The organism is Flavobacterium frigoris PS1 (genome assembly GCF_000252125.1).
GTDB lineage: Bacteria > Bacteroidota > Bacteroidia > Flavobacteriales > Flavobacteriaceae > Flavobacterium > Flavobacterium frigoris_A.
Map to the genome: position 1 here is coordinate 15084 of NZ_AHKF01000014.1, position 19751 is coordinate 34834.

Below are 19751 nucleotides of genomic sequence, written 5' to 3' on the forward strand. Positions count from 1 at the left end.
ATGAATAGTATTATAATTGATGATGAAGAAATGGCGAGAGCAATCATTGCACAAATGATTGAAAATCACCCGGACTTAAAGCTTATTCAAGAATTTCCCAATGCTATTCAGGCTATAAAATTTTTAAATCATATTGAAGTAGATTTGGTTTTTCTAGATATTCACATGCCAGACTTTACTGGTTTTGACTTTATAGATACCTTAAAGTTTCCACCCAAGATAATTTTAGTGACCTCTGATAAGAATTTTGCAATTGAGGCATTTGGTTATTCGTGTATTGTAGATTATTTGGTAAAACCAATTACCGAAGAACGATTCAACAAGGCTGTACAAAAAGCTAAAGGAGCTAAAATAGAAGTAGTCAACGAAGCTAAGCCTAGTATAAAGGACGAAGTAAAAGAGTTTTATGTAAATATAGATAGGAGGCTGATCAAGATTGATTTTCAATCTGTAGATGTTATAGAAGCTAAAGGAGATTATATTCATATAAAAACAGAAAATAAAAACTATATAGTACATTCGACACTAAAAAAGATAGAACTAAAACTTCCATCTGATATGTTTCTGAAAGTGCACCGTTCTTTTATTATTAACACAAAAAAAATTATTGACATAGAGGATAATAGTGTGTTGATTAAAAAAGAAGTTATTCCGGTAAGTAGATCTAACAGACCAGAATTAATGAAAAGATTAAATCTATTATAGGTTTTGCTGCAACTAATTGAGCTGCCTAAAAATATTTTTATTATTTTGAAACCGCTCTGATTTTGACTTGTATTCTTTATTTTGTCTTGATTGGTATAAAGAGTAGGTACTAATTAAATTTTTTTGCCGATTTGCTATTTTCATTAGTCTAAGAATTCTTCCCATTCATCGTTAGTTCTAATGGTCTAAGTCTAATTTTTTTAAATTTAGCTAAACAAGAACTTACTTTTGCACTATAGCAATAATGTTTAATTAAGCAAAAATGAAGATATTAATAGTAGATGACCAAGAACTTGTATTGCTTTCTTTAGAAAAGTATTTGTCTGATTTGGGATATGAAGTTAGCTGTGCTAACAATATGTCTGACGCTATAACCTTGTATGATGAGTTACAGCCATCATTAGTAATATCAGATATAAATATGCCTGTCTTACCTAATTCTAAAGACACATTTAGAAGTTTAGATTATATTAAAGAGATGTCTGGCTTGGAAATAGTAAAGTATATAAAAGTAATAAAGAAACACAGTGTTCCAGTGATGCTATTATCTGGAAATTATGATGATTCAGTTATATTAAAAGGCTTTGCATTAGGTGCTGATGATTATATGAAAAAGCCCTTGAGTCTTGACGAAATTGCTAATCGAATAGCGAAACTTATAGGAGTTCATGACAAAAAAGAAAAAGGTAATGATGATAGTTACAGACTAATTCAAAAAAAATGTATTGGAGTCGTTATACCTTTTTATGATTTAAAACAAGAATTTTTCAAAAGGGATTATGCTAAAATAATTCATACTAATTTAGGATATCATTTTTGTTTCATCAATCTAGGTGATAGTAATAATTTAGAGGATTTAGAAGAGTTGATGGTAGGCAATGAAGAGAGAATTAGTTTGTATAATTGCGGGGATTCAATTCAATTATCTGAAGCAGTACGGCTTGGAGCTTTACATTTAGCAAAAAACAAACAATTTGATTTTATCGGATTTATTAATCCAGATCTCGAGGTAGCCTTCAAAGATTTTGATGATATGGTTAAGACTATTTCTAACTCTAGTCTAAAATTTGTTAGTTGTGCCAGACCTACCGCACTAGCAATTAAAAACGGTATTGATATTCTAATTACAAAAGGAATTGATTTTTTAATTAGAAAAACGCTCAAAATAGAATTGCACGATGCCTTATGTGGGGCTAAAATCATGAGTAAAGAAGTTATTGAAAAGACGTTTATTGAAAAATTTATGACCAATGAAACATTCGATTTAGAGATTTTAATGAGAATGAAAAAGATATATGGTGTAGATAAATTGGGTGATATCGTATATGAGCAACCATTAAAACGGTGGATGAGTTGTAATAATAGTAAAGTATCGGCTGTCACTGCAATTCGAAATTTTGTTCAAATAGGACAAATTGCATTGCATTACAAATAGGTTTGTTGTTAATTATTGATTGTTAGAAAAGGCTATGGTGTTTAGATATTCATAGCCTTTTCGTATAATTTTAGATTATTGTTAAAAAAAACTTTCACGTCAATTTAATACAGAATTTTGGTATACTTTTGTCAATAAATTGAAAACCAAGGCTGAATTAAGTTTTAAATACAATGAAAGACCAAATAAAGAAATTTTTAAACGAGGAACAAGATCCTAAAGCCATCGAAAAAATCACTTCAAAGCTGAATGATTTATTGATGAAAAATGAAGAAATAGGCTATATCGGGGTGCAGAAAAAACCTGCTCTTACCGTGTTTCCAGATAGCATTGTCATGACTAATAAAAGAATTATCATTTGCCAACCCAAAAATCTAGGACTATCCATGGATTTTACCGATTATACCTGGGATGATATTGAAGGTGCTTTTGTAAAAGAGAACATTCTTGGGTCTGTGTTTTCATTTTCAACCAAAACTGATATGCAGGTTTCTATTGATTATATTCCAAAAACGCAGGCGAGAAAAATGTATACTTTTGCAAAAGAGCAGATGGATATATTGAAAACAGGAACGATTTTTAATAATGTAGTGGCTGAGGAAATCCAATTTGAAAACATAGAATCAGCTGAAGAAATTGAAGAAATGGAAACGGAAGAAGTGACTAATTTTGCTGAGATTATGACAGTTTCATCACCCATTTATCATACTGAAACCGAAACGTTGAATGAGGTTCAGGAAACTCCAAAAGATAAATCGTTGAGCGAACTATCACAAGATGCTCTTTTTGAAAAATTACAGAATTATAAAAAGCTCCTAGATAATGGTTTGATCTTGCAAGGAGAATATGATGTATACAAAAATGAGATTTTAAGTTATATGTAATAGTCTTAAAACTGAAAGTCATAAATAGCTATAAAGTTTTGCCTTTTTACGTAAATAAATAAAAACGAAACCCGACAATTTTGTAAAGTTGTCGGGTTTTGTTTTTTATAATGTCCGTTTCTGTTTTTCAACGAAATTGTGTGCTTGTAGTTCCAATAATTCGGTTGCTTTTTTGCGCTGTAAATCATAAAGATTATCGTCCTGCGCAATGTCTTCATACACTTTGTCATGCATGGCGGCACTTGTTTTAACCAGCAATTCCCTTTGGTACTTGTCTTGTGTGAGTGTAGCCTTTAATGCCGTTTCCAGATCTTCCAGTTTAAAGTCATATTCCCCTTTTGGAGATAATAATTTAGCAATAATAGGAGATGTCTCAATGGCTAAAAATAATAGCATGATAAATAATGAGGGAATGGAAGGCAACTTGTTTAAGGCATTGATTCGTGCCATTAAACCATCAAAACCGTCTATTATAGGTTGTGTCTCTGTTAGTTTTTTGTCTAGGTCAGCTTGGAGTAAACTTGATTGTTGTTCCTTTTCGGCAATTTTAGCCAGATTGTTTTTCTGTAAACTGTCCAGTTCTCTTTTTGCCAAATCATGTTTGGCTATTTTCTCTTTAAAAACAGGTCCTTTTCCTAGCTTTTTTGTGCCCGCAGTTCCTTCTGCTTCTGCTATATAGGTTTCGTAATAGGTATTAACCTCTTGCTCTTTAGTAGTAACATCAGCTTTTAAACTGGCTATTTCTGCCTTGTTTTTATCTAAATCCGATTTGAAATAATTAGCAACTTCTTTTTTGTTTTCCAGTGCCATTGCATTTTTTTCTTTCAGTAAAACAGTATTAATCTCTTTTTCGAAAATTTTAATTTCTAGTGGCTTCGAAATAACAATGGCAATGATGATAGCTAAAATGATTCGGGGAGTAGCTTGTAAAAATTCACTTCCAAATTTGTCTCTTTTTCGAATGGTTGAAACGATAAAACGATCCAGATTAAAGATGAGTAAGCTCCACACCAGCCCAAAAAGCAAAGCAGGATAAACGCTATCAAATACAGTAAAAAGGGCATAAGCGCTGGCAATAAATGCCATGACTGCAGTAAAGAAAACGGTAGCGCCAATACCTATATATTTGGTTTGTTCTCCTTCAGAACAACCTTCCAGTAGCTTGTTGTCAGCACCGGAGCAAAGGATAAAAAATTGTTTTAACATGATTGATTTTTTTGATTGATTTGAATGTTCAGCCAATTTGTTTTTTGGCTGATTGATGATTTCAAATTTAACGCCAAAAGGGCAATAATGTTGTATTTAGCTGATATGTTTTTGTTTAGAGATTTGTTATGACGCAAAAAGAGCCGCTCCAATGGAGCGGCTCTTTCAATTTGAATTAACAATTAACTTATGCTTTGGGTGCGCCAGCCATAATTTCGGCATTTGCAAATTCTTCAAATTTGGCAAAGTTTGCTTTGAATTTTCCTGCAAGCTCAACGGCTTTAACATCATACAAATCTTTGTCTTCCCATGTGTTTCTAGGGTTTAATATTTCGCTAGGGACATTAGGACATGTTTGAGGTATTGCTATACCAAAAACTACGTGGTTTCTATAATCTACCGCGTCTAATTCACCGTTTAAGGCTGCAGTAATCATCTCGCGCGTATATTTTAGTTTCATTCTGCTACCAGTTCCGTAAGCACCACCAGTCCATCCAGTGTTGATTAACCAAACTTTTACATCAGCATCTTGAATTTTCGTACTCAACATTTCTGCATATTTTGTAGGATGTAAAGGCATAAACGGTGCGCCAAAACAAGCTGAGAAATTAGGTTGAGGTTCAGTTACTCCTGCTTCTGTTCCTGCAACTTTTGCTGTATATCCTGAAATAAAGTGGTATGCAGCTTGTCCCGGAGTTAATCTAGAGATAGGAGGTAAAATTCCAAATGAATCCGCTGTCAAGAAGAATATGTTTTTTGGGTTGTGACCAATAGAACCAGGTTGAATATTGTCAATATGGTATATTGGGTAGCTTACTCTAGTATTTGGAGTTATAGAAGTGTCTTGAAAATCTACTTCATTTGTTCCTTCTTTGAAAACAACATTTTCTAATATAGCGCCTTTACGAATAGCTCTAAAAATATCTGGTTCGTTTTCTTCCGAAAGATTAATTACTTTAGCATAACAACCTCCTTCAAAATTGAAAACGGTGTTTTCGCTAGTCCAGCCGTGTTCATCATCGCCAATTAGTTTTCTTTTTGGGTCAGCAGATAGTGTTGTTTTTCCTGTTCCTGACAATCCAAAGAAAATGGCTGTATCACCATCATTACCTACATTAGCACTGCAGTGCATAGGTAAAGTGTTTTTGTCTACTGGTAAAATGAAGTTTAATGCTGAGAAAATTCCTTTTTTCATCTCTCCTGTATAGCCGGTTCCACCAATCAGAACTACCTTTTTGGTAAAATCTAATATTGCAAAATTAGCTTGACGTGTTCCGTCAGTTGCAGGATCTGCCATAAAATCAGGTACACAAATCAACGTCCATTCTGGAGTGAAATCATCAAGTTCTTCTAATTCTGGTCTCAAAAACATATTGAAGCAGAATAAATTTGCCCAAGGTGTTTCTGTAACTACGCGAACATTTAACCGATAGTTAGGGTCTGCACATACGTAAGAGTCTCTAACGAAAACTTCTTTGTTTGATAAATAGGCAGTAACCTTGTTGTACAAAGCATCGAATGCTTTTGGCTCAAAAGGGATATTTACATTTCCCCACCAAACTTGGTTTTCCGTGATGCTATCTTTTACAATAAAACGATCCTGTGGAGAACGTCCTGTAAATTCACCAGTATCAATGGCTAGAGCTCCTGTTGAATTCTCAATTCCCTGACCTAACGCGATCGTCATGTCATGTAATTCGTTAGCTGATAATTGATAATGAATCTTTGCGTTTTCGATTCCCATGTCTTTCAACGAAATCGATTTCGTAAACGGTGTGTTATTATTCATGAAATTATGTATTGTGTAGTTAAATTTATTGAGTGCAAAAGTAGAACTAATATTTTAGATACGATTTGTTTATCTTAATTTTGTTATTTTTTCTTAAGAAAATTGAAAAATAATAAGCTCCAAGCCAGTATTAGCAGTAGCCCGCCGATGGGAGTAACAAAACCGATTACCTTGAAATCAAATGAAGTCATACTGTTAGTGGCTAATAAATAAATGGATCCTGAGAATAAAATGACACCCGAAAGGACCAAGAAATAGATTCTTTTTTTTGTTTTTTCAGAAAGGTTGCCAATCATTCCAATAAAGATTAAAAACAACGCATGGTACATTTGATAGCGTACTCCGGTTTCAAAAGTAACTAATTGTTCAGCAGGCAGTATTTTTTTTAGGGCATGTGCTCCAAATGCCCCTAATACGATTGCTAACATTCCAAAAAGTGCTCCGGTCGAAATTAATTTTTTGTCCATTTTTGTAAGTGATTTTATCTTTACAAAAGTATTCCTTATTAGACCAAAGTGAAAGAGTTTTAGCAGATAGTTTAGGTCTTTTTGTTAGATAAATAGTATCGGTAAATTAGCTGTTGGTATTTATGTTGAAAACAAATTTGTGATTTTCCCATAGAGCGGTTGTTATAAATACAACAATTTTGTATGTTTGTGTTATATTTTACTAAACATGAGAGTCATTTTAATTATTGGGGCAGGCAGATCAGCATCTTCGTTGATACAGTATCTTCTGGATAAATCAGATAAAGAGAATTTGCACCTAATCATAGGTGATTTATCTATGGCCTTAGCACAGAAGAAAACAAACAATCACCCTAATGCAACTCCAATCGCTTTAGATATTTTTAATGAAGCTCAAAGAACTGAGGCGATTCAAAAGGCAGATATCGTTATTTCGATGTTGCCCGCGCATTTGCATATTGAAGTAGCTAAAGATTGTGTTGTTTACAAGAAAAGCTTGGTTACTGCTTCGTACGTTAGTGATGCCATGCAGGAACTGGACGCAGCAGTTAAGGAAAATAACTTGGTTTTTATGAATGAGATTGGCTTGGATCCTGGGATTGACCATATGAGCGCCATGAAAATTATTGATGAAATTAGGGAAAAAGGCGGGAATATGCTTTTGTTTGAGTCGTTTTGCGGTGGGCTTGTTGCTCCTGAATCAGACACAAACTTGTGGAATTATAAATTCACTTGGGCTCCTCGCAATGTTGTACTAGCAGGACAGGGTGGTGCAGCTAAATTTATCCAAGAAGGGACTTATAAATACATACCCTATTGTAATTTGTTTAGAAGAACCGAGTTTCTCGAAGTAGAGGATTATGGCCGGTTTGAGGCCTATTCCAATAGAGATTCTTTAAAATATAGAAGTGTTTACGGACTAGATGATGTACTTACTTTATATAGAGGGACTATTCGTCGGGTGGGTTTCTCAAAAGCCTGGAATATGTTTGTGCAACTAGGGATGACTGATGACAGTTACGTCATGGAAGATTCCGAAAACATGAGTTATAGACAATTTGTGAATTCATTTTTGCCTTACCATCCAACAGATTCTGTGGAAATTAAAACACGTCTGATTTTGAAAATTGATCAGGATGATATTATGTGGGATAAATTGTTAGAGTTGGACTTTTTCAATAACAACAAATTTGTTGGTTTAAAAGAGGCTACGCCTGCGCAGATATTAGAAAAGATTTTAAATGATAGCTGGACTTTACAGCCAGAAGATAAAGATATGATCGTCATGTACCATAAATTCGGATACGAGTTAGATGGAGTAAAGAAACAGATCGATTCGAAAATGGTTTGCATTGGCGATAATCAAACGTATACCGCTATGGCTAAGACAGTGGGATTACCTGTTGCCATGGCCACCTTACTAATACTAAACGGAAAGATAACCACTCCCGGAGTACAATTACCTATTAGTAAAGAAGTGTATTTGCCTATTTTGAAAGAATTAGAAGAATATGGAGTTGTTTTTAAAGAACAAACGATGACGTATTTTGGGTATAAACCTGATAAAGATTTTAGTTAGCCTTTTTTTAAATTTTGTAGTAATATAAATCCGCTTCTAATCGAAGCGGATTTGTTGTTTTATCTATCTTTTATTTAGCTGTTTCAATGGTGATTGGAAGGTTATACGATACTCTAGCTGGTTTATTGTTGAATGTCGCCGGAATCCAATTAGGAGATAGTTTTAAAACCCGAATTGCTTCCTCACCAGTTCCGTAACCCATATCGCGAAGAATTCTAAATTCAGAAAGGCTTCCGTCTTTTTCTATCAGAAATGTGATATATACTTTTCCTTTTAATTTCATTTTTGAAGCTTCATCTGATACTTTAAAATTTTCGGCAACAAATTTATAGAATGCATTCATGCCTCCAGGGAATGTAGGTTTTGTTTCTGTCTCTGCAACGTTATAAACCGTATCAGTATCGCTATTATTGACCATTAGCTCAATATATTTTGGCCCTACTGCATTTTTCTGTTCAATTAGTCGCTTATTCTTTTCCGGTTCGCTTGTTGGCACTGTCGCAGGTGGTGGTGGAGGCGGAATGTTTTTCTTTTCTTGAGTTGTAAGCTGATTAAATTCCTTTTCGGAAATGATATTTCCATTAGCATCTGTAATTTTAAAAATGGTGTTTTCAAAATATTTCTCTATTCCGGTAACTGGAGTCGCTGAGTTGATTTTGGTTTCTACTTTCTTTTCTTGGGCTACTGTTTTTACACACATAAAGAAAACGAGTCCTGAAAATAGTGGCATTAGTACTAGCTTTTTCAGCATGGCTCTAGATGCCGATGTAGTTTTTGTCATCATAATTAATCTTTTTTTAGTTATTGAATAGTTCAAATTACTGGCCAAGTAATAGTTTGAGTTCGCGTTTGCCACTGATAAAAGTAGGTTCTGGTAAAACGGAACATTGTTATAGGAGTTTACGACTTTCTCGTCAGCTATAAATTCGTGATTGAGTTGTATTGCTTTTTTATAATAAATAAAAATGGGGTTAAACCAAAACAGCATTTTAAGAATTTCTACGAGTAAAATGTCTAGTGTGTGTTTTTGGGTTACATGAATTAATTCATGCGTATATAGTTCTGCTTCAATTTTTCGATTATAGTAATCCGTTTCATTGATGAATATAGTGTCTAGAAAAGTATGTGGTAGTATTTTATCTTTTAGTAAAACCAGTTTTGCCTTTTTGTAATCAATTACAGGATTTGATTTTATTCTAGATGTTAATTTCCGAATGTTTGTTACAAAACGGATTATAAGTACCGAAGTTACCAGTGCATATAAGCTCCAAATGGAAATAATCCAGTAATTCATCGAATCTTTTATGATCGTTATAGTTGCTTCTCTAGGTTGAATTGTAGTTTTTCCTATCAGCGGATCTATTGATTCCTGTATCACTTCAATAGTTATAAATGGAATACTGAGCGAAAAAACAAGACTAAACAAAAGATAAAATCTATTGAATTGATGGATTTTTTCTTTTTCCAATAGAATTTGATATACTGCCAATAGCAGGAACAAGGAAACTGTCGATTTGATTATGAAGTCTATCATTTTTTCTTTTTTTGAAGTTCACTTTCTATTATTTTTTTTAGATCTTCTAATTCCGATGAAGATAAATTCGTTTCGGTGGTGAAAAAGGAAGCAAATTGCGAGGCCGAATTATTGAAAAAATTAGTGATTAGGCCATTTACATGTTTAGAGAAATAGTCGGTTTTTTTTACCAATGGATAGTATTCTCTGGAGTTTCCAAATTCGTTATACCCCACGAAATCTTTACCGATCATTCTTTTTAGTAAGGTGGCTACAGTAGTCGTTTTTGGTTTGGGTTCTGGAAAAACTTCAAGCAAATCTTTCATAAAAGCTTTTTCTAGTTTCCAAAGGTATTCCATTAGTTGTTCTTCGGATTTAGTTAATTGTTGCATCTTACTTTGATTTTTATTAGTTATTTTTTTTAAACGGATTTTGAATTAAAGAGGTATGTAGATTTTTCATGGAATCAGCTCTACAAAATAGCATGTCGCTCTACAAATGTAGAGTAAATTATTTAACAAGCAAATTTTTGGATTTAAATATTTGATTATCGGTATTTTGCATTAGGGGTAGGAGTGTAAATCCTTTTTATTTTTTTTAATAAAAAGATTGTAACGAATAGCGCGCGCCGCTATTTTTAGCGGGGAATGCCCAAAAAAAAAATCCGTTCATTGCTGAACGGATTTTGAAGTATATTTTAGATTATTTTATTTGTTTAGCTCGACAAAATATTTGTAGAACAACGGAATAGTTTCGATTCCTTTAAGGAAATTAAAGATTCCGAAGTGCTCATTTGGCGAGTGGATGGCATCGCTGTCTAGGCCAAATCCCATTAAGATGGTTTTGCTTTTTAGCTCTTTTTCAAATAAGGCAACGATTGGAATACTACCGCCAGAACGTACCGGAATGGCAGGAACACCAAAAGTTTCTGTGTAAGCCATATTTGCCGCTTTGTAGCCAATGCTGTCAATAGGAGTTACATAACCTTGACCGCCATGATGCGGCTTTACTTTTACCGTAACGCCAGCTGGAGCGATACTTTCGAAGTGTTTTGTGAATAATTCAGTAATTTCTTCCCAGTCTTGATTAGGAACTAAACGCATAGATATCTTGGCGAAAGCTTGACTAGCAATAACGGTTTTAGCTCCTTCTCCAGTGTAGCCTCCCCAGATTCCGTTGACATCCAATGTAGGACGAATAGAGTTTCTTTCGTTAGTTACATATCCTTTTTCACCATAAACATCATTCAGGTCTAATGCTTTTTTATATTTTTCTAAGCTAAAAGGCGCTTTGGCCATTTCGGCTCTTTCTTCAAGAGATAATTCTTCTACCTTGTCATAGAATCCTGGAATAGTAATATGATTATTTTCATCGTGAAGTGATGCAATCATTTTAGCCAAGATATTGATGGGGTTTGCTACAGCACCACCGTATAAACCAGAATGCAAATCACGGTTTGGACCAGTCACTTCCACTTCCACATAGCTTAAGCCACGAAGACCTGTCGTAATTGATGGTTGTTGGTTTGATATCATTCCAGTGTCAGAAATTAATATCACATCATTTTTTAGTTTGTCGTGATTGTTTTCAACAAAGGTTTTTAGGTTTACACTTCCTACTTCTTCTTCGCCTTCAATCATGAATTTCACGTTGCAAGGCAAATTATTGTTTTGAACCATGTATTCAAATGCCTTTACGTGCATGTACATTTGGCCTTTATCATCGCAGGCACCACGAGCAAAAATGGCTCCTTCAGGATGAGTTTCGGTTGTTTTTACAACTGGTTCGAATGGAGGAGAGGTCCATAATTCGATTGGATCTGCCGGTTGAACGTCATAATGGCCATAAACCAAGATCGTAGGTAAGTTTTTATCAATTATTTTTTCGCCATAAACAATTGGGTAACCTGCTGTTTCACAAATTTCTACGAAATCACAACCTGCTTTTTCTAAGCTTACTTTTACTGCCTCGGAAGTTTCGATAACATCTTGAGAGTAGGCTGCATCAGCGCTAACGGAAGGCATTTTTAATAATTCGATTAATTCGTTGATGAAACGATCTTTATTTTGTTGAACGTATGACTTAATATTTTCCATTTATGTGCTTATTTTTTATAGTTTCAAAAGTACGAAAAATAGAATGAAAAAAAATTTCAAAAATTGCTTTGAATGTTCGAACTTATGATTATATTTGCACCCACAATTGCACGCGGATATGGTGAAATTGGTAGACATGCCAGACTTAGGATCTGGTGCCGCAAGGCGTGTAGGTTCGAGTCCTATTATCCGCACATTTAAAACGCAAACCCTTTATTTATAGGTGTTTGCGTTTTTTGTTTTTAGAACTTGCCCAACCATTGCCCAACCATTTCGAAAACTCCTCTTTTTTATTGAGTTTTTTTGTCTTTCGAGTTTCGCCTTTCTAATTCTTCCTGCATTTTTTGTTTTGCGTTCAATATTCTTAATAATTGGTTCATCCGGTTGGCTTTATCCGTTAATGAATTCCTTGGTTTGCCTTGTTGGTCTTGATTGCTCATCTTTAATAGGACATTAATTATTATCTAAAGTTAATAATTAAAAATATATAGCAATGAGGATTTCCGTAATTCCATACTTACAATTATTCATTATATTTGAAATGAATATTTAATTGACTACTAAAGTATGAATGAGAAAACTAAAAACCACTTGGTTCCCGCAATTATTACGTTAGTGTTTTGTTTGTTTTGCGGTGCGATTTTATATTACTATTTTTCTCCATTTTTGATTAAAGAAATAGATAAGTTTGACTTACTCTTTACGTGGAGATTGTATTTATCCTTAGTGTTGTGGATCCTTTATTTGTGGATTATCAAAGTTGGAATTAAAATCTTTAAATTTAAAGAGACTCAAGGAATATTGGAAGGTGTCTCAATATATTTTGTTGTTTTGGGGGCTTGGCTTTCTTGTTTTACTCTGTCGGGGGTATTATATCTATTCCTGCAAGATACTCCTCATGCAATTGACTATTCAATTGTTTCATTTTTAATTTCTATGCCTTATGTGACTTCTGAATTAATAAAGTATTACGTTTTGGATAAAAACAAAAATCATCAATTATTATGAGAAAAATATCAGGTTCACTCGGCTTGGTTATCTGTCTGTTAATTATGCTTGCAGTTATGTGGGCTGTTCTTATTGGTTTGGGGTTAGGCACTACAAAAGGCATTGAATGGTTAAGTATTGAGGTAGGTTTGATAAAGGCAGTTTGGGCTTTTGTTTATTTTGGTGTAATCTCGGCCGTTTACTTCATTTCAAATTCTTGGATTAAAGATGAATTGATTGTAAAACCCAATGTGAATTTCAAAGGCCAACTAATCAAAGGTAAAAATTTAGATATTCATGTAAAAAGGTCTAGAATACATTATAATATACTTGTTGTTATTTGTTTAGCCGTTTTTATTTACGGATTTTCATTGGCGTATCATTTTGATTTTATTTTCATTTTTTTTCTTTTAGTTCCAGTTACTCTTTACGGCATTAATCACGGAATAGGCCAAGCAGCAAGTATGACTTATGCGGAAAAAGAGGAGTATATATATGCGAAAAAAAAGTCTGTTGATAATACCCATGATAGTTAATAATGATTTAAGATGATTAAAAAAAAGAATAAGATTTTAATTAAGTGCTTTGTTATTATATTATTGTGGTTTGCTTTCGGGTATTTTTTCTACTCGATCTTTAGTTATATGGATATAAGATGTAAACCTATATTTAATTTTGAAATGCTTTTTGGGGCTAGTGTTACTTTGGGAGGATTAAACGGAATAACTTCTTGTGCTATCTTTGAATTTTTGAATATAGGGAACAAAAGAAATTATAAATTTTTAATATTGTTATTTTTTGTGTCTTACTTAATTTCAATGTTTGCCATTATTATTTTAAATTTTAGTTGGCTGTATTATATGTTTTCTATATTTAGCATTATTGGGTTTGTAACCATGCATCTTGAGTTTAACCCCCAAAGGAAATTATAAAAAATTCTTTTTTTAAATTCCCAATGTGTTTAAAATATTCAATTGTGTAGGTTTATAAATCCTATTTTGTTTAATACTTTGATTACTCTTTGAGTTTCTAATACTGTGCGCAATCTCTTTTATTTGTGTTTCAAAATCCGACGACAACCAACGATTTGACAAATACCGTCTTTTGATTTGCTCAAATACTTTTTTGTCATTTTTGTAGTAGTGTTTTAAACCCGTATGACTTAATAAAATACTGTCATTTTTCTGCATTGAGATATTAATTTTCGTAACCTGACAAAGTAGGGTTTTAACCGTAGTTGTTTGAGTTTTGTTTTGGGTGCGTATTCGACTATTATATAGTGTCGAAATTGCACCTTTTTTTAATAATTCTAGTTTTTCACATATGATTTTTTCTAGTTGTTTTTTTAAATGAATTCCTGTTTTGTCTATAAGTTTATAGTACTTTATTTTCTCGTCATTAAATGCGTTCCGTTTGTTGTCCTGTTTTATTCTGTACCAATGTGATTGACTTAATAATGTGTTTAGTTTTGAAACTTCTTTTAAATTCAAATTTGTAAAATCAATTTTATCATATAGAATTAATATGTTTTTAAATTCAGCAATTAATTTATCAATTAACAAGTAGTAAACGTTAACATTTAATAAGTCATTTAGATTAAATATTTCTAATTTGCTTATGTATGCACTTTCTCTACTTTTTATCTCAAACCTGAATGTATTTATGTGGCAAAATTCAGGAAATTGTAAACCCTTCGCATATCCCTTTATAATTTTATTATTATTTGCCCTTCCTGTTTTCTTATTAGAAGAATGGCTTTGTTTGCTAAATTGATATTCGGGATTGTCTTTAAATTCGTGTTGTTCGTGGTAAATTAAAAATGTAATTAAATCCTTTATACATATTGGGGAAACAACGTTTAGTCCAAATTCTAAATTTATTATTTTTAATTTTTCCCAATCTATTTTGAACGTGTTTTTAAACTCTAAAATTATTTTTATACAGTCGATTATATTTAAATCGTTTGCATTGTGCAAATTACCGTTAAAATAGTAGTGAGGCAGGAAACTAATTTTTAACCGTTTGTTAGAATAAAAACAAAATATGATTCCTTTGTATTGGTACTTGTCCTTAGTATTTAATACTTCGGGGTCGTATCGGTTAAACATATCCTCATTACTCATATATTCCAATAACGGGTGTGTTTTAAAATAAGCAATTACGCCTTCATCTTCTGTGTCTAGTTTTAGAAAGTCTATCATTTTTCACTATCTTTGAATAAGTTTTTTGCAATGCCTGTTGAAAACTGAACTTTTGAACAAAACAAACGAGCCCTTGAACAAGGCTCGTTTTTTGTTTTCAAGTATTTACTTTATTATTCTTAATACTTCGCTTAGGTTGGCTGTATAGTAGCCATTGAAGTAGTAAACCGTCAAATCTCTTTCGTAATTCGAAAGTTTAACAATCAATAAATCTTCTTTTCGATTGTTATTGCCTTTGTCAGCAAAGTAAGTTCCAGGAGTAGGAGTTTTAAAAAGACCTGTAAAGTTTTCCCATCGTTTACCAATTCTGATTTTTAACCAAAAGTTAGGAGCCGATTTTGCAAAACCTCTATCTACTACAATATTAATTAAGTCAGAAAGTTTTTGAGTTCCGTTTTCTACCTCAACAAGTTGGTAATGTTTTGTAGTTTTAAATTTACCCTCATTAATTTCTTTGTAAATGTGGGTAGTCGGTTTCGGGATAATGCCTGTTGAACTCATAATCTTAAACGTTTAGGGGTTTAAGACTTGCTTCTACTTCAGAACGTAAAAAGTATACGCGTGAACCAATCCCGAGAGGGTTTAAACGTTTAGACTTACACCAATTGTGAACCGTTGAAATGTCAACGCCAAACATTTTAGAAACGTCTTGACGTGATAAATACTCTTTTGGTTGTGTTGGAGTGAAGTGTTTTAAAAATTCTTGTAATTGAATTTCTACCCTGTTTGAAATTTTGTTTTCTAGTTGTTCAGGGCTTGTTTGGATAAACTGAATTGTTTGCATATCGAAATATTTTTTTGTTAATACTTCAGCAAAATTCAATCTATTTAAACCCTTCAAAAGGTTAGTGAAGGGTTAGTAACGTGTATTATTATTTTGTTTAGAGTGTAAAATGATTGCGTAGAGAAATTTTTAATTTGTCTAGAAACAAAGTTTCGCTACCGTTGTTTCTTGATTTTAATTTGGTCAAGGTTTGGTCAGGATTTTTGATTTCAATATCAAAAAATTTAGAACAAAGTTCAATATTGTCTTTTTGTATTCCTTTCAGATTTCCGTTTTCTGTTAGAGCCTTAATAAGTTCTATGAATTCTGTTTGGAGGCCGTGAAATTTTACTTTTGGAAATTCATTGTTGTTCGTAAGTTTGTTTTTTTTGATGTTCAAATATTCTGTAATTTTTGCAAAACTAGTGGTTAATTGGTCGCATATTTCCAAGTCATAACCATTGGTCAACGATTTGTGGTTCTTTTTAATCAGCGCTTTGACGTCAGTATTTTCAGTTCCATTTAACTCTGTATTGAATTCTTGGCCGTATTCAAATTCATTTATATAAGAATATCTATATTCGTAAAATTCTTCGTTATATACAGAAAGTTTTTGTTCTGTAACATTTGCTGTACTGTAGCAGTTTTGATAAAAATACAATTCACTCTTAATGAAGTGTAATTCGTCATAATCTTCATAGGTTGCTATATGATTTTCTAAGAGAGAATAGTAAGTTTCTTCGTATTTTTTGAATGTAGTGATTAATTCTTTTGCCATTTGCCTGTTTTTATATTTTGAACTTAAAACATACCCGTTAGGCATAATCAAATCATTTGATTTTTTAGTTACACCTAACCGGCTTATTTAATTGTTAATCAATAGAATGTTTTATTTTATGATCTAAATTTGAATCAATAAACATTTTCTTCAATTCCTTTCTTGCAAAATATGATTGAACCGTGACAAGATAATCTTTTTGTACGCAATTTAAATTTATACCGTTTCTGTTTGATTTTTTAAATGCCTTTTTAATTTTTTTTGATTGCTCAACGTTTGCTACTGTTTTTAAATAGTCTTTTTGTGTTTGATTTAAATTGCTCATTTACTTTTATTTATTAAGGTTAATTTTTGTGTTTACAAATAGGGGGTATAGGTTATATACTGTTTATCGGGTTCTCTTTTTTAAACCGAAAGTCTTTTTTTAAAGGGTAGGGGGTCGTTTTTTTGGTTTTCTTTTACAAATTTATTTCAAATCGCCTTGTAGTTGAGTTGGATAGCCTCATATGGAGTACTAAATATGATTTTCAAACCTTAGCAATTTATGTTGATTGACAATAAAACTAAATTAAAAGGTCTTTATCTGTGTTTATAACTCTATTGCTGCTAACTGTTTTTATTGCTATTGAGAAAGAAACTTTGTTTTTTGGTTTTACTATTGTCTAGCCTTGTTCTTCGTGGTGTTACGTTTGTTTGTGTCTCATGCTTTTTATCATATTTAGTGGGGGTTGTAGTCGTTACTCGCTTGTGCCGTTTTTTAATACTTTCATTTCGGGTATTTTGTTTTTATTTAGGTCTTCATAGAACTTCATAAATAAATCGGCGTTCGCGTCTTTGTCTTCGCGTTTGTTTATGTAGGTTAAAAATAAACTCTCTTTTGAATGTCCTGTTATTCCAATTAGTACGGCCGTTGGTATTTTTTTATAGTAATTAGTGGCAAAGGAACGGCGAAAACAATGACTTGCAATTAGTTCAAACTTTGGATATTTGCCTAACTCTTTGCGGTTGGTTTCGGTGTTTAGTTTTGTTCCTTTTACAACCCCATCAATTCCCGCCAGTTTACAAATAACTTTTACATAATCGTTTAGTTTTTGGTGTTGTATCTCTTTAGGTAAATTGTTTTCTACTATGTCTAAAACGTGCGGGGCAATAATTCCAACGGTTACACTTTTCTTTGTTTTCTGTTGTACTATGTCAATGTAAATGCCCTTTGCGGTACGTCTAATATTATCGTTTTTTATTTTCAGTAAATCCCCGCCACGTTGCCCAATTTCACAACCAATCAAAACCCAATTTCGAGCGTTGTTTAGTGCGTCCGTTGTAATTGCAAGGTTTTTTGTTAGTTCGGGATTGTCTGTTTTAAATTTTTTAAGAAGTACCTCATCATTAAACTCAATGTTTTTGATAGTGTCGAGTTCGTCAAATGAAAGTATTTGTATGTAACGGTCGTTTTCGCTCTCTCTAAAGTGTTGTATTGTCTTTGAGTAGGGTGTAATAGTAATTTCATTTTTTTCGGCGTCTATGCAAACCGTTTTTAAAATCTCTAATTGTTTGCCTGAGTAGTTTGTCGAGTAGTTTTTAGTGTTAACCAACCAATTAGTAAATTTATCGACAAAGGGTTTTGTAATGCCTACAAAGTGTATTTGTTTTTTTGAGGTCTTTTGATATTCTGTAATGATGTTTTTGAATAACGTGTAGTTTTTAATGGTGCTCTTACTCAAACCAATTTTAAATCCGCCGTTTGTTCTTACTTTGCGCGTGTTTGCATTGTCGATTATGTACTGTATGTGATTAATCAATAAACCTGAGTCCGTTTTTTCTACTCTATCAAAACAATCTTTAATTTGAGAGTCGAGCCAAAACGAGTCAATTAAAACATTGTTGCCTAAATCTTTGTTGAGGTTGTTGTAAATGAATGAGTCTAATTTTTTGAGGTTGCTAAAAATTAGTTTGTTTTCTGTATTGTTTTGTTTTGGGCGGTCGGTGTCTTTGCTCCAGTCTTTTGGGTTGATTGTAAACCCTGTATTTAATTCTAAATCGTTGCCTCTGTTTAAGGTAACACGCACTTTTATAGATACGTTTTTGTTTGCCTTACTTCTTAATCTGAATTGTACTGTTGCCATTTTGTGAACTTTTGAACGGTTGAACTTTTGAACTATTCAAATATAGTGATTTTTGTAATACGTTTCGTAAACTTGCCCAACCGTTGCCCAACCGTTTTAAGTTTTCATTCAATTTGATTCAATTTCGTTCTATTGTTAGGCGCTAATTAAAAAACTTGTTAAGTATTGAATTTATAGAGTTTTTAAGTTATTTTTGTACTGTTTTCGGGAGGTTGTCAAAAGTGCCTGATTGTGTGTTGAGGCGTGTAGGTTCGAGTCCTATTATCCGCACCAAAAAAGCTTCTCAATTGAGAAGCTTTTTTTTTGTTAAGTACTTTCTGTTTTTATAAGAGTCATTGCTTTTCAAATGCTTAGATTATGAAATGCCTTTTTCTTATCCCCAAAAAGGAGATGTGTATCCTGCTAATGCTCCAAATATGAGAATAAATGGGCTGCGTCTGTATTAAGAAGTGACAATTTGTTCCAAAACCGCAAATTAATCTAAGTTCTGGCGGTAGTTACAATGTTTCTAATGATTTCATCAAGTTGTCTAGTACTTTCTAATATCATTTGACAAGTATAAGATGTGTCACTATCCAGTAATGTTTTATCTAAGAAAACAGTTGTGAGTCCGATTAAGTTGCTTAATGGAGCCCGAACTAGATGGGATTGTTGAAAGACGATGTTTTCTATGATAATACTTTTTTTTTCATTTTCTTCTATTGCCTTTTTCAATTGTATTTGTTCAGCAATATATTTTGTTATATTGTGTCCTAGACAAAATACTCCAGCAGGATTTTTTTCATCATCAAACATTGCTTTGTATTCCCACTGAGTATAAATGTAGTCACCCTCACCGTCATGTTTCCTAATTATCGCCTTAAATAATTTACCGGGATGCTCAAAACATTTGGTAGAAACTTCAAGACACGTACTAATATCATCAGGGTGCATTGTAATATGATAGGGTTGCCCAACAAAATTGCTATTTATATGTAAAAATTCTTTAGCGTAATTTTGGTTTACATACGAATAGTTCCCGTCCATATCAGTGGTTATTATATAAAATAAAGAGGACTCATTCAATAATAGTTTTGTTTGTTCGACGCTGTTCATTTTTTTTAAATTAGGCTAACTAAAGATAAAGTATTTACTTGTTATTTTCAAAATAAAAAGTGTAGATATTTTTTTGTTTTAATGACACTATATCAGTTTATTAGCAGTAGGTATAATGTTTCTCAGTAGA

20 protein-coding genes and 1 tRNA gene are annotated in these 19751 nt (G+C 32.6%); 7 read left to right on the plus strand and 14 right to left on the minus strand.

The window, feature by feature from the left end:
• The 3 genes from HJ01_RS04690 to HJ01_RS04700 all read left to right on the plus strand — a co-directional run bounded on the left by HJ01_RS04690 (position 1) and on the right by HJ01_RS04700 (position 3024).
• Positions 1-705 carry a LytR/AlgR family response regulator transcription factor gene (locus tag HJ01_RS04690; RefSeq protein ID WP_007137163.1) on the plus strand — a complete coding sequence of 235 codons (705 nt, stop codon included), beginning with the start codon at positions 1-3 and terminating at the stop codon, positions 703-705.
• A 262-nt stretch (positions 706-967) separates the two neighbouring features.
• A complete protein-coding gene (locus HJ01_RS04695; protein ID WP_007137165.1) occupies positions 968-2140 on the plus strand; it encodes a response regulator in 1173 nt (390 codons plus the stop codon).
• 173 nt (positions 2141-2313) lie between these two features.
• Entirely contained in the window at positions 2314-3024 is a 711-nt protein-coding gene (locus HJ01_RS04700) for a PH domain-containing protein (protein WP_007137166.1), read from the plus strand.
• Positions 3025-3129: 105 nt separating this feature from the next.
• Here the strand turns inward: HJ01_RS04700 and HJ01_RS04705 are convergent, their stop codons facing one another.
• The 3 genes from HJ01_RS04705 to HJ01_RS04715 form a co-directional block, all read right to left on the minus strand.
• Positions 3130-4230: a DUF4407 domain-containing protein gene (locus HJ01_RS04705; protein ID WP_007137167.1), complete on the minus strand. Its 1101-nt coding sequence runs from the start codon at positions 4228-4230 to the stop codon at positions 3130-3132.
• A gap of 187 nt (positions 4231-4417) precedes the next feature.
• Positions 4418-6019, minus strand: coding sequence for a phosphoenolpyruvate carboxykinase (ATP) (pckA, locus tag HJ01_RS04710; protein WP_007137169.1), 1602 nt, complete (start codon positions 6017-6019; stop codon positions 4418-4420).
• Positions 6020-6102: 83 nt separating this feature from the next.
• Entirely contained in the window at positions 6103-6486 is a 384-nt protein-coding gene (locus HJ01_RS04715) for a DUF423 domain-containing protein (RefSeq protein ID WP_007137170.1), read from the minus strand.
• A gap of 208 nt (positions 6487-6694) precedes the next feature.
• On the opposite strand from HJ01_RS04715, the gene HJ01_RS04720 reads away from it, so the two are divergent.
• Positions 6695-8065 (plus strand): saccharopine dehydrogenase family protein, encoded by a 1371-nt coding sequence (locus HJ01_RS04720; protein WP_007137171.1) that lies wholly within the window; start codon positions 6695-6697, stop codon positions 8063-8065.
• 70 nt (positions 8066-8135) lie between these two features.
• On the opposite strand, the gene HJ01_RS04725 is transcribed toward HJ01_RS04720, so the two are convergent.
• The 3 genes from HJ01_RS04725 to HJ01_RS04735 all read right to left on the minus strand — a co-directional run bounded on the left by HJ01_RS04725 (position 8136) and on the right by HJ01_RS04735 (position 11674).
• Entirely contained in the window at positions 8136-9599 is a 1464-nt protein-coding gene (locus HJ01_RS04725) for a M56 family metallopeptidase (protein ID WP_007137172.1), read from the minus strand.
• Positions 9596-9970 (minus strand): BlaI/MecI/CopY family transcriptional regulator, encoded by a 375-nt coding sequence (locus HJ01_RS04730; RefSeq protein ID WP_007137173.1) that lies wholly within the window; start codon positions 9968-9970, stop codon positions 9596-9598. Before HJ01_RS04730 ends, HJ01_RS04725 begins: the two co-directional genes overlap by 4 nt.
• A gap of 315 nt (positions 9971-10285) precedes the next feature.
• The gene (locus HJ01_RS04735; RefSeq protein WP_007137174.1) at positions 10286-11674 is read right to left on the minus strand and encodes a dipeptidase; all 1389 of its coding nucleotides are present in this window, start codon (positions 11672-11674) and stop codon (positions 10286-10288) included.
• Between the two features lie 112 nt (positions 11675-11786).
• Between HJ01_RS04735 and HJ01_RS04740 the strand changes: the two genes are divergently transcribed.
• A tRNA-Leu gene (locus HJ01_RS04740) sits at positions 11787-11868 on the plus strand.
• 96 nt (positions 11869-11964) lie between these two features.
• Here the strand turns inward: HJ01_RS04740 and HJ01_RS17615 are convergent.
• Positions 11965-12114: a hypothetical protein gene (locus HJ01_RS17615; protein ID WP_007137175.1), complete on the minus strand. Its 150-nt coding sequence runs from the start codon at positions 12112-12114 to the stop codon at positions 11965-11967.
• Positions 12115-12241: 127 nt separating this feature from the next.
• On the opposite strand from HJ01_RS17615, the gene HJ01_RS04745 reads away from it, so the two are divergent.
• Both HJ01_RS04745 and HJ01_RS04750 read left to right on the plus strand, forming a co-directional pair.
• Positions 12242-12682, plus strand: coding sequence for a hypothetical protein (locus tag HJ01_RS04745; RefSeq protein ID WP_007137176.1), 441 nt, complete (start codon positions 12242-12244; stop codon positions 12680-12682).
• Positions 12679-13197, plus strand: a complete 519-nt coding sequence (locus tag HJ01_RS04750; protein WP_040473702.1) for a hypothetical protein — start codon at positions 12679-12681, stop codon at positions 13195-13197. The genes HJ01_RS04745 and HJ01_RS04750 overlap by 4 nt, the downstream gene beginning before the upstream one ends.
• Positions 13198-13605: 408 nt before the next feature.
• On the opposite strand, the gene HJ01_RS04760 is transcribed toward HJ01_RS04750, so the two are convergent.
• From HJ01_RS04760 to HJ01_RS04790, 7 genes are all read right to left on the minus strand, one after another.
• Positions 13606-14862, minus strand: coding sequence for a hypothetical protein (locus HJ01_RS04760; RefSeq protein WP_007137179.1), 1257 nt, complete (start codon positions 14860-14862; stop codon positions 13606-13608).
• A gap of 105 nt (positions 14863-14967) precedes the next feature.
• A complete protein-coding gene (locus tag HJ01_RS04765) occupies positions 14968-15363 on the minus strand; it encodes a hypothetical protein (protein WP_007137180.1) in 396 nt (131 codons plus the stop codon).
• Between the two features lie 4 nt (positions 15364-15367).
• The gene (locus HJ01_RS04770; RefSeq protein ID WP_040473713.1) at positions 15368-15646 is read right to left on the minus strand and encodes a helix-turn-helix domain-containing protein; all 279 of its coding nucleotides are present in this window, start codon (positions 15644-15646) and stop codon (positions 15368-15370) included.
• A 97-nt stretch (positions 15647-15743) separates the two neighbouring features.
• Entirely contained in the window at positions 15744-16403 is a 660-nt protein-coding gene (locus tag HJ01_RS04775) for a hypothetical protein (protein ID WP_138984268.1), read from the minus strand.
• Positions 16404-16497: 94 nt separating this feature from the next.
• Positions 16498-16728, minus strand: a complete 231-nt coding sequence (locus HJ01_RS04780; protein WP_007137183.1) for a hypothetical protein — start codon at positions 16726-16728, stop codon at positions 16498-16500.
• 412 nt (positions 16729-17140) lie between these two features.
• Positions 17141-18526: a phage integrase SAM-like domain-containing protein gene (locus HJ01_RS04785; protein ID WP_007137184.1), complete on the minus strand. Its 1386-nt coding sequence runs from the start codon at positions 18524-18526 to the stop codon at positions 17141-17143.
• A gap of 480 nt (positions 18527-19006) precedes the next feature.
• Complete coding sequence (locus HJ01_RS04790) at positions 19007-19621, minus strand: PAS domain S-box protein (protein WP_007137185.1); 615 nt, start codon at positions 19619-19621, stop codon at positions 19007-19009.
• Positions 19622-19751 lie beyond the last annotated feature (130 nt).